The 14,401-nt window shown below is 61.4% G+C and carries 8 protein-coding genes; 2 read left to right on the top strand and 6 right to left on the bottom strand.

Annotated elements, in window-relative coordinates; all coding sequences use genetic code 11:
• Nucleotides 1-92: 92 nt before the first annotated feature.
• From MPC4_RS00810 to MPC4_RS00800, 3 genes are all read right to left on the bottom strand, one after another.
• Entirely contained in the window at nucleotides 93-2,282 is a 2,190-nt protein-coding gene (locus MPC4_RS00810; RefSeq protein WP_174510854.1) for an amylo-alpha-1,6-glucosidase, read from the bottom strand.
• Between the two features lie 119 nt (nucleotides 2,283-2,401).
• Nucleotides 2,402-3,556 (bottom strand): glycosyltransferase family 4 protein, encoded by a 1,155-nt coding sequence (locus MPC4_RS00805; protein ID WP_174510853.1) that lies wholly within the window; start codon nucleotides 3,554-3,556, stop codon nucleotides 2,402-2,404.
• Nucleotides 3,557-4,046: 490 nt separating this feature from the next.
• The gene (locus MPC4_RS00800) at nucleotides 4,047-6,836 is read right to left on the bottom strand and encodes a DUF6165 family protein (RefSeq protein ID WP_174510852.1); all 2,790 of its coding nucleotides are present in this window, start codon (nucleotides 6,834-6,836) and stop codon (nucleotides 4,047-4,049) included.
• 334 nt (nucleotides 6,837-7,170) lie between these two features.
• Between MPC4_RS00800 and MPC4_RS21050 the strand changes: the two genes are divergently transcribed.
• Nucleotides 7,171-7,530, top strand: coding sequence for a response regulator (locus tag MPC4_RS21050; RefSeq protein ID WP_244628767.1), 360 nt, complete (start codon nucleotides 7,171-7,173; stop codon nucleotides 7,528-7,530).
• Nucleotides 7,531-7,638: 108 nt separating this feature from the next.
• Nucleotides 7,639-8,724: a heat-inducible transcriptional repressor HrcA gene (gene hrcA, locus MPC4_RS00790; RefSeq protein WP_134489918.1), complete on the top strand. Its 1,086-nt coding sequence runs from the start codon at nucleotides 7,639-7,641 to the stop codon at nucleotides 8,722-8,724.
• Between the two features lie 137 nt (nucleotides 8,725-8,861).
• On the opposite strand, the gene MPC4_RS00785 is transcribed toward hrcA, so the two are convergent.
• From MPC4_RS00785 to MPC4_RS00775, 3 genes are all read right to left on the bottom strand, one after another.
• On the bottom strand, nucleotides 8,862-9,347 hold the full coding sequence (locus tag MPC4_RS00785; protein ID WP_174510850.1) for a MarR family winged helix-turn-helix transcriptional regulator: 486 nt from the start codon (nucleotides 9,345-9,347) through the stop codon (nucleotides 8,862-8,864).
• A 160-nt stretch (nucleotides 9,348-9,507) separates the two neighbouring features.
• On the bottom strand, nucleotides 9,508-12,303 hold the full coding sequence (gene mutS, locus MPC4_RS00780) for a DNA mismatch repair protein MutS (RefSeq protein ID WP_174510849.1): 2,796 nt from the start codon (nucleotides 12,301-12,303) through the stop codon (nucleotides 9,508-9,510).
• Between the two features lie 101 nt (nucleotides 12,304-12,404).
• Nucleotides 12,405-14,333, bottom strand: coding sequence for a potassium transporter Kup (locus MPC4_RS00775; protein WP_174510848.1), 1,929 nt, complete (start codon nucleotides 14,331-14,333; stop codon nucleotides 12,405-12,407).
• Nucleotides 14,334-14,401: the final 68 nt, after the last annotated feature.

The following is a 14,401-nucleotide window of genomic DNA, read 5'->3' as shown; positions in this document are numbered from 1 at the left end:
AGCTTTTTTGCTCGCGACGGCCTAGCGCATGACGCCGAAAACGTTCGGGCTTGTTGGCCTCATGCGCTAAAACGCGGGCTTAAAGGCCGCGCTCATTTGACCAGCATGAGTTTTGCGTCGCCGCGCCGCTCCAGCAGGTTGAGGGTGACGTCCTCGCCATGCCTCTCGAGCTTCAGCTTGACCTGTGACGCCCCGAGCGTAAGGCGCGTAAGTGTCACGGAATCCAGGAAATCAGGCATCATCGGATCGATGAACCGGATCGCGTTGTTCCGCTGAGACAGCTCCATGCCGAGGCAGGCTTGCAGAAAGGCGAAGGGGGCAGCCGCCGCCCAGGCCTGCGGAGCGCAGGCGACCGGATAGGAAGTCGGCCCCCGATGCGGGCGGCGAATGAAACCGCAAAAAAGTTCGGGCAGGCGGCGCAAATCCTGGTGCGCGGCCGCATCGAACATCGCAGAGAAAACCTGCGCGGCCTCGCGCGCAAAGCCATAGCGGGCGAAGCCCAGCGCGATCATCGCATTGTCGTGCGGCCAGACCGAACCATTGTGGTAGGAAATTGGATTGTAGCGCGCCTCGCCATCGGCCACCGTGCGAATGCCCCAACCGCTGAACGAACTCCGCCTCAGCAGCGTCCGCACCACGCGGGGCGCCCGCTCCGGACTGGCGATCCCGGCAAAAAGCGCATGTCCTGAATTCGAGGCGCGGACCCGGCAAGGCTTCTTTCGCCCGTCGAGGGCCAGGGCGAAGGCGCCGAGATCCTCGCACCAGAAGGTCGCGTCGAATGCCTTTTGCAAGCTTTGCGCCTCGGCGAGGAGTTTTGATTCGAGATCGCGTTCGCCAAAATATCCGGCGAGCTTCGCCGCGTGGGACTTGGCGGCGTACACATAGCCCTGAACCTCGCATAGCGCGATCGGGCCTTCCGCCAGGGCGCCGTCGGCGTGAAAAATCGAATCATACGAATCTTTCCAGCCCTGATTGACGAGGCCATCCCCTGTCTCGCGCGCATATTCGACGAATCCGTCTCCATCCTTGTCGCCGAATTCGTCGATCCACTGAAGCGCCGCCTTGATATTGGGCCAAATCGCCGTGATCGTCTCGACATCGCCCGTTCGATCGAAATACATGCCGGCGAGCATGACAAAGAGCGGCGTCGCGTCGACTGAGCCATAATAGAGCCGGAACGGAACCTCCCCAAGCCGGGCCATCTCGCCATTGCGGGTCTCGTGCAGAATCTTGCCCGGCTGCGCATCGGCGGCAGGATCGATCGTTTTCGCCTGCGTCGCGGCCAAAAACTTGAGCACCCCTTTGGCGATGACGGGATCGAGCCAAAGCAGCATCATCGCCGTAATGATGCCGTCGCGCCCGAAAGCTGTCGAAAACCAGGGAATGCCGGCGTAAGGGTAAAGCCCCTGGGGCGTGCGGGAGACCAGCATATAAAGATCGGACGTCGCCCGGCAGCACACTTCGTTGAAGAGATCATTCGAACTGTTGACCGTCGCAATCGCCGCCGTCTTGGCGCGAATGGCGCGGCGCCTGTCGCGAAAAGCGATCGAGAAATGCGTCAGATGCGGCGGGTTCTGATCCGCGCAGACGACGGAAAGGAACATGGATCCGCGCCCATGCGGCCCAAGATCAAATCGAAAACGCGCGCGAGTTTGATCGGCATGTTCGGGCTCTGGCCAAAATACTAGCTTTGTGACGCGCCTTACCCGGTCAAGGCCATCATATTGAAATTCGACGCCGGTCTGGTCGCGCATGAACGCGATCTGGCCGCGTTTCTCGCGCATTGACCCGCGCACTTCAAAGAGGTCGCGGAAATCGGCGCCAAAGCCTATGTCGATGCGAAACTGCCGCGGGATATCGGCGAAATTGCGAAACCCGATCCGTTCATAAAGAACGCCTCGCCACAGGAATTTGGTGCGTTCAATACAGATCGTGTCGCGCGGCATCGAAATCGCGCCGTCGATGTGAATGTCCGGATTGGTCAGATCGACGGAAAGAGCGACGTTGTCATCCTGAACGACGGAACTCAGCAACAGCGGCCGTTTTCCGTCCACAAGGAGCTTCAGGCGGGAGAGAAAACGCGTATCGTTGAAATAGAGCCCTTCGGGTCCCGGCCCGGCGACGCCGATGTCGCCATATTCGTCGAATACCGCGAAGGCGTCGCCATGCTTCAGACTGCGCAGCGCGCTCTGAACCAACGACGTTTCGGTCTCGATGTAATGTTGCGGCAGCCCGATCGCCCCGTCCATGAGGTGATCGATGCCGCGTGGAGCCTCTGCCATTGCGCGTCCGCTCTCAATCGTCAGATGCGCTGGACCGCCCCCTTGATGAGGGCGCCCCTGAACGCTCAAATAAAAACTATTATAGCCTCGGCGGCTCTTCGCGCGATGTGCGCCGCCGCCTAGCCAAGCGGCGTTTCGAGCATGCTTGGTCCGTTGATACGGCCAAGCTCGCGGTGGAAGGCCTGCGCTGCGAGCGGCGCCTTAGCGGGATGCGGAACGACTGGCGGCGCGGAGCGTTGTTTCGCCGGCGCCATCGCCAACAAGGAGCGGTAGGCGGCGATATATGATCGCGCCATCTTCTCCGCGGTGAAGCGCCTTTCGAAATCGGCGCGCACCCCTGCTCTGCTCATTCGAGTTGCCGTCTCGACCGCCGCGACCGCCTCATCGACCGAATCGACGATCACGCCGCTGACGCCAGGCGTAATGACCTCCGGCACGGAGCCATTGCGCCACGCGATGATCGGCGTTCCAGCCGACATTGATTCGGTCATGACGAGACCAAACGGCTCAGGCCAATCGATGGGAAAGAGCAACGCGCGGGCCCTGCCGAGAAACTCGCATTTTTGATCCTCGTCGATCTCGCCGATGAATTCAATGAGCGGATGATCGAGCATCGGTTCGATCAGATTTTTGAAATATTCAAGATCGGCCGCGTCCACCTTCGCGGCGATCTTCAATTTGGTCCCCGACTTCTTGGCGATTTCGATCGCGCGATCCGGCCGTTTTTCGGGAGAAATACGGCCAAGGAAAGCCAGATAATCGCCGCCTTCAGAATCAAAGGGGCAGATGTGAGAAGCAAGGCCATGTTGAATGGTGGCCAGCCAGTTCGCGCATTTCGGCATCGGCAGGCGCTGCGAGTCCGAGATCGACACAAGGGGCATTTCCGGAAAGGCCTGATAAAGCGGATGAGCGTCCGGAAGATCGAGGCGTCCGTGCAGCGTGATCAAGCATTTGTGAACAAGGTCGTGAAAAAGGGCATTCGGCAGCAAATCGATATGAAAATGAATGACGTCGAATTCGTCCTCCCTGCGCCTGACCTCGCGCAACATGGCGAGCGTGCTGCCGATATGGTCCCGGATGCCGGCCAATCTCAGACTCTGCGGCGCAGATACGACAAGATCAGCGGAAGTCTGCGATTCCGCGCTCGCAAACAAGGTCACCTGATGACCCTGCCGGACCAGTTCTTCCGCCAGCCATGAGACAACTCGCTCGGTGCCTCCATAAAGCTTCGGGGGCACTGCTTCGGCCAACGGAGCAACGAGCGCTATACGCATAAGCTCTTCCTTTCAACGGCATGATATCCTTGCAATGACGTATTTGCGCGGAAGTTCCACTGGGGGCGCCACTTTGTTCGGCGCCGCAACCAAAACTTGCCCTTGGAAAGACATTGGAGTTTTTGGGAATACCCGCGCTTTCCTCAGATGCACGATTAACATGGCGCGGGAATGGCGCGGAAATGGCGAGAGCAACCGCGCACGTTTTGCGGGTTCGCTGAAGTTGCGCGTCGGCGAAATCCGCGATGGAAGACGGCCGGCGCCTTTCCACGCCGTCGCGCGCCGTCTCAGCCGTTCGCCCGTCCGATTGCCGCGGACCGATCCTTGCGGAAGACGACCCGCCTGCCGCTTGGTCTCGCCGCGATCATTGACTCGCGCTAGGCATATTCCGGTCAGATCGGTTCGATCTGGTCGACAAGAATATGCTCAAGCGTTTGAATCTGGAGCGATTTCTGATCGATCGAATGACCCCATTCGATCGGAAGGCGCTCTACGGCGAGTGCGCATATGATTTTTCTTCTATGATGGCTGAATTGAACAAGAGATTGATGCGTTTTTTGATCCCTGCCCGCCGATCATTCGACTTGTAGACGAGTCGCGCCAGGGAAATGAACTCGTCGTCGAATTGCCGCCGCATTTCGCATGCCCGCAACGCATCCTCGACATTCCACAAGAATTCATTGGCGCTTTTCAGCTCCGTTTCGAGGCGATCGAGCTTGACGCCGCCAAAGTCGGCTTCGGCCTTCAGTTTGCGCAGCAGGTCCAATTCGAAGCGAATATTGGCGAGCTTCAATGGATCTTCGACCCGGCTCTCCTTGATTTCCAAAATGGTGATTTTGTCGATGAGTTCCCCGACCGCGCCCGGGATCGCGATGAGCGCGGCCGCGCTGATTGCGGCGGCCGGCGTTTCCGCGCCGGTTTGCGCCAGCGGGTCCGGGGGCCCTGAACGCGCGCCGACGCGCAGCGCGACACATGCCGCGATCTCGCTAAAGACGGGCTCCCATTGGTCGCGTTGCTCCTGGCGAAACAGCTGCATGGTTGGATACCAGGGCGAGTCGGATCGCTCCAGCAGCCATCGCCAATCCGGGGCCTGCTTGAGGGCAACGAAGACAGGCCGGCCCAAGGCGCCGGCGAGATGGGCGATCGCCGTATCAGAGGTGATTACAAGGTCGACAGCGGTCATCGCGCCCGCGCAATCGATGAACGAATCGGGACCGGCGTCGAAATCCTCGCCGAGGCTTTCAATGCGAAGCGGTCCTTTCGGCGTCTCGATCTCGATCGACCTTTGGTCCTTGACGAGGCTGATCAGTCGCACGCCTGCGATCGCCCCGAGAGCGCCAAAACAGCTCAGCGGAACGCTCCTTTTGAGATTGATTGAGGCATTGCCGTGCCAGCAAACGCCGATGCGAAACCCATGCGCGCCGATCCGGGCCGCCCATTTGGCGACGGCGTCCTGTTCCGGGTAGAGATAGGGCGTCGCAGCAGGCACGGTTTCGAGAGTCGTTGCAAATCCGCGCGGGAGACTGAGCAAAGCGCACTGGAAATCATAGGCGGCTGCGGGGTCGAGCGCGTCGATGAAACGCACCTCGTTCGAGACATTGCTCAAGAGCCGCTGCATATTCTTGCGGCAAAGCAATGTGACGTCGGCGCCCGCTTCGACGAGACGCGGCAGATAACGGGCGAACTGAATGAGGTCGCCAAGGCCCTGCTCATCCCAGACGAGAATGCTGCGGCCGGTCAGATCCTCCCCGGTCCACTGCGGCGGCGCCGCGATCGTTTTCGGCGGCGCGTTCGAGCGCTCCCAACGGCTTTCGAAATCCTCAAATCCTTCCTTCAGCATGCCTTTCAAAAGCAGGGCGCCGGCCCGGTTGTTGCGGGCGTCCGGATAATCCGGCTTGTGCCGGAGAGCTTCATTGAAACAGGCCAGCGCCTGATCAATCTGCCCTGTTTCTTTCAGCGCCACCCCAAGGCTCGATAACGCCTCGGGATAGTTGGGGCGAACGCGCAAGGCCTCATGATAGGAGGCGATCGCGTCCGAAAGGCGATCAACTTCCTGCAGAACATTGCCGCGATTGAGCCAAACCTCGGGGGCCTGCGGGTTCAATTCGACGGCGCGATCGAGCGAACTCAAGGCTTCCTCGAGCCGCCCGAGCTTCTGCAGCGCCGCGCCGCGCATGCCGAGCGCCTGCGGGTGCCGCGCGTCATGCCGCAGCGCTTCGTCGCAATATCGCAGAGCTTGATCGGCCCTGCCCCATTGCAGGCAAATATTGGCGCGATTGGTCAGCGCCGGCGGAAATCCCGGCCGAATCTTCAAAGCTTCGGCATAAGCTGAGAAAGCCTCGTCCAGGCGGCCGAGCTCATGCAATATGTTGCCGCGGTTGCAGATCGCCTCACAATAACGGGGATCAAGCGCCAGAGCGGCGTCATAGGCTGCAAGCGCTTCGATCGGCCGCTGGAGCCCCTGCAGCGCGATGCCTTTATTATAGAGCGCTTGCGGATAGCCGTCCCGGCATCGTGACGAGCGGTCATAACAGGCCAGCGCGTCCTCCAGACGGCCGAGTTTTTGCAACACATTGCCACGATTGAGTTCGGTCTCCGCGTCGAGCGGACCAACGAGCGCCGCCTCCTCATAAGCTTTCAGCGCGTCTTCATGACGCCCGAGCTTTTGCAGGATCGAGCCCTTGTTAAAGAGGGCGCCGCCGTCGGCCGGCCGCAGCGCGACGATCGCCTCAAAGCAGGCGAGCGCGTCCTCAAACCGGCCAAACCGCTCCAGCAAGGCGCCGCGATTGGTCAGCGCCTCGCAATGATTCGGCCGCACGCGAAGCGCGCTCTCATAAGCGGCGAGCGCCTCTTTCATTCGCCCGAGGCTCTGCAGGATGACGCCAATGCTGAACAGCGTATCGGCGTCGTCGGGGCGCAGCTTCAACACGTCCCGAAAGGCCTCGAGCGCATCCTGAGGCTGACCGAGCCGCTGCAGCACAATAGCGCGCGCGCCAAGCGCTTCAGGGTAGGCGGATCTTAGCGCCAACGCGCGGTTGAACCAGATCAGAGCGTTGCGGAAATCCTCGGCATTGAAGTAAATCAGGCCGAACACATAGCTGGCGAGATCACTCGGCGCGGCGAGATCCGCATATTGCGCGAGATGGGCGATCGCCTCGCGCGGCTCGCCCGAATTGAGAAAGGCAAAAGCCTCCGTGATCGCGACCTGGAGAAGCGCCTTGTTGCGAATTTCGCCACGGCCTTGGGCGGAAACGCTCTCTCCTGCTTTTTGTACGCTCATTCAAATGCTCGCGAACAGCGCCGGCCGGGGGCGCCGGCCGAGACAAATTTCAAAACGATCGCAACTGACGCAGCGGGACATCTCCGCCGGACCTGAAGCTTGGCTGACGCGAGCCGGAAATCGGACTCGCCGGAGCACGAATGGGATTGAAACGAAAAAAGCTTTCGCGGGCCTGACGGTTAGCGCGAAGCAAGATGGGCAGCGCCGCGATCACGGCCTTGGCGCCGCCGCCCGAGGGCTGATTTCTTCCCCCGAAAAATTCACCGTCGCGAGGAACCAACCTAACCGTTGTGGAATTTTAGATGCACGCGTCCTCGTTGAATGGCGGAATGCCTTGAGAATCGAAAACGACTTTCGCGTCCTCGTGGTCGAGGACGAAGCTTTGATCAGCATGTTGATCGAAGACATGCTCGCCGATATCGGATGCAAATGTGTCGACGTCGCTTCTTCCGTCGAGGTGGCCATGGAAGTTCTCACCAGGGCCGAGCCGAATTTCGCGATGCTGGACATTAATCTGAACGGCGCCCGCAGCTTTCCGATAGCCGATATCCTGAAATCGCGAGAGATTCCTTTTGTTTTCTTGTCCGGTTACGGCTCGCGGGGTCTGGATGAGGCTTATTTCGGAGCCAAAATTCTGCAAAAGCCATTTCAATTAGGCGATCTCGAAACCGCTATCGAAAGCGCTCTCGGCTAGCGCGCCGGGAGCAAAAGCGCGCCGGCGGAGCGCGAAGCCGGCCCCGCGCCAGACCGCGAACAGAAAGCTCCTCTTGCATCCTGGGCCGGTGACCGCCATTCTGTGCCTATGGCGATGCCTTTGGACCCTACGCGCCCTAACGGCAGCGGTTTGACGAGCCTCAACGAGCGCTCCCGGGAAATTTTTCGGCAGATCGTCGATTCCTATCTCACCAGCGGCGAGGCGGTCGGGTCACGCCATGTCGCGCGGCTGCTGCCGATGCCGCTGTCGCCCGCCTCTGTCCGCAATGTGATGCAGGATCTTGAGGAACTCGGCCTGATCTATGCCCCTCACACCAGCGCCGGGCGGCTTCCGACCGAGCTTGGCCTGCGCTTTTTCGTCGACGCCATGCTCGAAATCGGCGACGTCAGCCCCGGTGAACGCGAACATATCGAGGCGCAGGTCAAGGCCGCGGCGCAGGAACAATCGCTCGAGGCCGTGCTCGGCGACGCGATGAGCATGCTGTCGGGACTGACGCGCGGCGCCGGCGTCGTCGTGACGACAAAGGACAACGCGCGTCTCAAACACATCGAATTTGTCCGGATCGAGCCGGAGCGCGCGCTCGCGGTGCTCGTCTCCGAGGATGGCTCGGTCGAAAACCGCATCCTCCATATTCCCGCCTGGCTGCCGCCCTCCGCCCTCATCGAAGCCGGCAATTTTCTCAATGCGCGCATCCGCGGCCGCACTTTGCTTGATGTCCGGATCGAGATCGAGGCCTCCCACCGGGCCGCCGAAAAGGAGCTCGGCGAACTCACGACGCGCCTGATCGACGCCGGCCTTGCAAGCTGGGCTGAGAGTTCCGGCGACCCGCAGCTTATCGTCAGGGGCCAGGCCAATCTCTTGCAGGATTTGACGGCAATCGAGGACCTCGAACGCATCCGCCTGCTGTTCGCCGACCTCGAGACGAAGAAAGACGTGATCGACCTTCTGAACCGGGCGGAAGGCGGCGAGGGCGTGCGCATCTTCATCGGATCCGAGAACAAGCTCTTTTCGCTGTCCGGATCATCAATGATCGCGGCGCCCTTTCACGATGAGCAGCAGCGCCTCGTCGGCGTCCTCGGCGTCATCGGCCCGACACGTCTGAATTACGCCCGCATCGTGCCGATGGTCGATTACACCTCGAAGGTCGTCTCTCGCATGTTGCAGAATCGGTAGAGAGCTTTATCGCCCGCAGCCTGAGCAGAAGGCGCTCAAACGCAATCACATTACATTCTGGTCTTTAAGTCTTTGTTTTGACGCATAATGTTGGTCCGACAAGTCTGCAACTTTTCGGCATCATGGTTTGACCCGTTTCAAAAGGAGCCGATCCGCTGCTGCTCGCCTTTCTCTGATTTGTCGCGCTTGCCGAGGAGAGCATTGCGGATGCGGCGCAATTCCTTGCGGACGGCCTTGAGATCGTCCGCGGGGCGGCCCATCGCCCGCGCCATCTGTCCGGGGATATTCCTTGCCTGTCTGCGCATGTCGCTTCCCTTTTCGGTCAGCTTGACGCGCACCTGACGCTCATCCTTCGGATCTCGGGCGCGGCTGAGCAGTCCCGCGGCCTCGAGCCGCTTCAGGAGCGGGGTCAGCGTGCCCGAATCAAGATGAAGGCGCTCGCCGATCGCCTTGACCGTCACGTCATCCGTTTCCCAGAGCGCCAGCATCACGAGATATTGCGGATAAGTGAGGCCGATCGCGGCGAGAAGAGGCGCATAGACTTTATTTATCGCGTGAAGCGTCGAATAGAGCGCAAAGCACAGCTGCTGGTCGACCCGCGGCATGGCGTCGTCTTCAGACATTGAATGCACTCCCGGCCGGATTCGCTATCGACGCGCCATCGTGAACGCCATCCTGCGTCAAAACGAAACTAGAGAAAATACGAACAATGGGCATTCATTGCGCAATTCTATTTTTTACAATTTAATTGCTTGTTCTCGAATGAGGCAATAGCTCGTAAAATCAATGCTGTGTAGCGCGGAGCCGCTTCAGGCGGTAGAGCTGCTCAAGGGCGCTCTTCGGAGATAATTCATCCGGATCAATCGCGTCGATCGCGACGCCCAGCGCGTCGGACGTTCGATCGCGCGCTTTCGTCTCGTGCTGCGCTTCGTTATCATAGGCGGTTTTGGGCGCGCTGGCGGCCGAGAACAGCGGCAGATCGGCGACGAGGCGATCGCTTTGCCGCGAACGGTCGCTCGCCTCGAATTCAGCAAGCAGATGCCTGGCGCGCGCGACGACCTGCGTCGGCAGGCCTGCGAGCTTGGCGACCTGGACGCCATACGACTGATCGGCCGCGCCGGGAATAATTTCGTGGAGGAACACGACGTCGCCATTCCAATCCGTCACCCGCACGGTGAGATTGTCGATGCGTTCGAGGCGCTTGGCGAGCTGCGTCAGCTCATGAAAATGCGTGGCGAACAGCGCCCGGCTGCGATTGCTCTCGTGCAGATGCTCCATCACCGCCCAGGCGATGGAAAGTCCGTCGAACGTCGCCGTGCCGCGCCCGATCTCGTCGAGGATGACAAGAGAGCGCTCGCGCGCGGAGTTGAGAATGGCCGCGGTCTCGACCATCTCAACCATGAAGGTCGAGCGCCCGCGCGCCAGATCATCGGCGGCGCCGACACGCGAAAATAATCGATCGACGACACCGATATGGGCGCGCCGCGCCGGAACGAAGGCGCCCATCTGCGCCAGCACGGCGATCAGCGCGTTCTGCCGCAGATAGGTCGACTTGCCGGCCATGTTCGGCCCGGTCACGATCGCGATCCGCCCCCCCTTTCCCGCAACGCCCGAAAGCGCGCAGTCATTGGCGACGAAGGCCTGCCCGCTCGTGCGCAGCGCCGCTTCGACGACGGGATGGCGCCCGCCTTCAATCGCGAAAGCAAGCGACGCGTCGACCTCGGGCCGCGTCCAGTCGCAATCGGCGGCAAGCTCGGCAAGCGACGCCGCGACGTCGATCGCAGCAAGTCCTTCCGCCGCGCGCTTGACGCTCGCCTTCGCCGCGAGGAGCAAAGCGGCAAGATCAGCGAAAATCGCCAATTCCCGGCTCATCGCCTCATCCGCGGCGGAAGAAATCTTGACCTCGAGTTCGGCCAGATCCCTGGTCGAAAAGCGCATCGCGTCGGCCATCGTCTGACGATGGATGAAGGTTGCGTCAAAGGGCGGCCGCAGCAGCTTTTCGCCTTGCGCTTGCGGCACTTCGATGAAATGGCCGAGAAAATGATTGTGCTTCAATTTGAGCTGGCGCGTGTCGGCAAGCTCGCAGTAGCGCGCCTGCAGGGCGGCGATCACTTTGCGGGTTTCGTCGCGCAGCGCGCGGCATTCGTCGAGAGCGCCGTCGAAGCCTGGCCGAATGAAGCCGCCGTCGCGCCGATTGAGCGGCAAGGCGTCGGCCAGCGCCTCGCCAAGGCGCGCCATCACCGAGGCGTCGAGGGAGCTGCCGGCTGCGCTGGCCTCGCGCAGCTCTTCGGGGAGAGCCGCCGCGCCGTCCAGCGCTTGCGCAACGCCGAAGGCGGCGGCAAATCCATCACGCAGGGCGGCAAGATCACGCGGGCCGCCGCGATCGAGCGCAAGACGCGATATGGCGCGCATCAGATCCGGGGCGGCTTTCAGCGCCTTTCGCACCTCGCCCCGCAAGCCCGGCTCGTCGATGAAGAACGCCACCGCCGTCTGGCGGCGCGCGATTTGGCCGATATCCGTCAAGGGCGCGGCGAGCCGCTCCGCAAGCAAGCGTCCGCCCGCGGCGGTGACCGTTTTGTCGATCGCGCCGATCAGCGAGCCTTCACGCGCGCCGGTCAAGGTTCGCGTCAACTCGAGATTGGCCCGCGTCGCAGCGTCGATCGCCATATGAGTTTCACGCGAAAGGCGCGCGGGCAGGTTCAGCGAGGGACGCGCGGAAAATTGCGTCCGCTCGACATAAAAGAGCGCCGCCGCGGCGGCTGCGATTTCGGCGCGGGATAGGGCGCCAAGGCCATCGAGCGTCGCGAGGCCGAAATAATCGAGGATCCGCCGCTCGGCCGAAGAGCCCTCGCCGGACTGGCGCCCGAGCGGAGTGAGTGGCGCTTTCGTCTCGCGGCACAAGCGCACGAGCCCAGGCGAATCCATCAGCGCGTCGGGGACGATGATCTCGGCCGGCTCGATGCGCGCGATTTCCGCCTCGAGCGCGGCTTCCGGCGCCTCGCTGACGAGGAATTCTCCCGTCGAAATGTCGAGCGCCGCGAGGCCATAGCTCCATTGCCCATCGGATCGCGCAGCCCGCGCAATGGCGAGCAGACGATTGGCGCGCGAGGGATCGAGCAGCGTATCCTCGGTGATCGTGCCGGGCGTGACGAGGCGCTTGACTTCGCGTCGCACGACCGACTTGCCGCCGCGCTTTCGCGCCTCCGCCGGGTCTTCGATCTGTTCGCAGACCGCAACGCGATGGCCAAGACTGATCAGCCGATGCAGATATTCCTGCGCGCGCTCCACGGGAACGCCGCACATCGGGATATCGTCGCCCTGATGCTTGCCGCGCTTCGTCAGAACGATTCCGAGCGCCCTGGCGGCGACCTCGGCGTCGTCGAAGAACAATTCGTAGAAATCGCCCATCCGGTAGAAGAGAAGAGAGCCGGGGTTACCCGCCTTGATCTCCAAATATTGCGCCATCATCGGCGAGTTTTTCGCCGGCGCGGCGTCGAGCTGAGGCGAAACAACGTCGGCCTTCCCGGAGACCTGCGTGTTGTCGTCTTTGATGGAGGGGGGAGCTGCGCGCTTTGGCATCGGCGCACGCTAGCAAGACTGGCGGCGATCCGCACTGCCGCAAACGCACTTTCCAGAGCATTTTAGCGATCGCAGCGGCCAAAGAGGCCGGCGGCGCTTGGTCAGATGGTCAACTGTTCGCCGAGCTCGACCACGCGATCGGAGGGGATTGAGAAATAATCCGTTGGATTGGCCGATTGTCGAAATAGCGCAATGAAAAGCCGGTCCTGCCAGACCGGCATGCCGGAATTCTGCGCCGGCTTGATCTTGCGTCGCCCAACGAAAAACGACGTCGTCATAATGTCGAATTTGAGCCCCGCCTTGCGCAGGCTCGCGAGCGCCGCTGGAATGCGCGGGCTCTCCATATAGCCGTAATTCAGAACGATGCTGGTGAAATCATCGGACAATTTGGTGATTTCAAAGCGCCTCGCCTGCGGCACGCGGGGCGTGTCCCCCGTCTTCACCGACATGAGCAGCACGCGTTCATGCATCACCTTGTTATGTTTCAGATTGTGCATGAAGGCTGAAGGCGCGACCTCGGGCGAGGTGGTGAGAAAAACCGCCGTGCCTGCGACCCGGATCGGCTTTGATTTCTCGAGCATGCGAATGAGATCTTGCATCGAGATCGAATCGCGCCGCGTCTTGCGGGCGAGCAGATCAGCGCCGCGCACCCATGTCCACATGACGACCATGGCGAAGCCGCCAAGCAGCAGGGGCACCCAGCCGCCATCGACGATTTTCAGCAGATTGGCTGCGAGGAAGGCGAGATCGATGGCGAGGAAACCCGATATGAACAAAGCCGCGAGCCAAAGCGGCCAATGCCAGAGCTTCCAGACGACGACGAAGGCGAGCGACGTCGTCACCACCATCGTGCCGGTCACCGCGATGCCATAGGCCGAGGCGAGCGAACTCGAACTCTTGAACATCAGCACGAGCAGCAGCACGCCGACAAGAAGAAGGCGATTGATCCTTGGAATATAGATCTGGCCTTCCTGCGTTTCCGATGTGTGCAAAATCAGCATGCGCGGCAACAGCCCGAGCTGGATCGCCTGCCGGGCGAGGGAGAAGGCGCCCGTGATCACCGCCTGGCTCGCGATGATCGTCGCGACGGTCGAAAGGATGACGAGGGGCAGCAGCGCCCAGGGCGGCGCCATCAGGAAGAATGGATTTTCGACGGCGGCGGGCGTCGCCAGAACGAGCGCGCCCTGCCCCAGATAATTCAAGGTCAGCGCGGGCAGCACGAAAAACAGCCACGCGCCCTGGATCGGGCGCCGGCCGAAATGACCCATATCCGCATAAAGCGCCTCAGCTCCCGTCACCGCAAGGAAGACGGAGCCGAGCACGACGAAACCGATGAGGCCATGCCCGAACAGAAAACGCAGGCCATAGATCGGATCAAAGGCGAGGAGGATGCGCGGCGAATCATGAATATGCATCGCCCCGAGAACGCCCATGGTCAGAAAAAACACCGCCATGATGGGACCGAAGAAAGTCGCGACGCGGGCGGTGCCGTGACTTTGCACCCAGAAAATGGAGATGAGGATGACGATGGTCGCCGGCAGGATATAGGGCGTGAAAATCGGCGTCACGAGCTCGAGCCCTTCGAGCGCCGAGAGAACCGAAATGGCCGGCGTTATGATTGCGTCGCCGGAAAAAAGCGCCGCGCCCGCGACGCCCAGAAAGAACACCGCGGCGGCGCGATGGCCGAGGGCAGACTGGGCCAGCGCCATCAGCGACAAAGTGCCGCCTTCGCCCTTGTTGTCGGCGCGCATGAGAAAAAGCACATATTTGGCGGTGACCGTGAAGAACAGCGCCCACAGCAGCAAGGAGACAGTGCCAAGCACGCCGCCATCGGTGACGCCGGTCGTCTTCATATGGTTCAACGACTCGCGCAAGGCGTAAAGCGGGCTGGTTCCGATGTCGCCGAAAACGACGCCGAGAGATCCGAGCGCCAAAGCGCCGACGGCGCTTTTGTGCGGCGCAGGATCGCAGGCGGCTATGGGCTCCCCGGTCACCGGCGAACTTGTTCCGTGCGCAATTTGCTGCGCCATTCTGTTGTCCTTCGCGAGGCGGCAGCGGCCTCCCATAGGGGATCGGCCGCTCCTGATCATGCTTAAAA

Origin of the sequence: Methylocella tundrae (assembly GCF_901905185.1) — a bacterium.
Taxonomy (GTDB): Bacteria; Pseudomonadota; Alphaproteobacteria; order Rhizobiales; family Beijerinckiaceae; genus Methylocapsa; species Methylocapsa tundrae.
The sequence above is the reverse complement of the archived record's forward strand: the minus strand, read 5'-3'. Positions and strand labels throughout refer to the sequence as shown.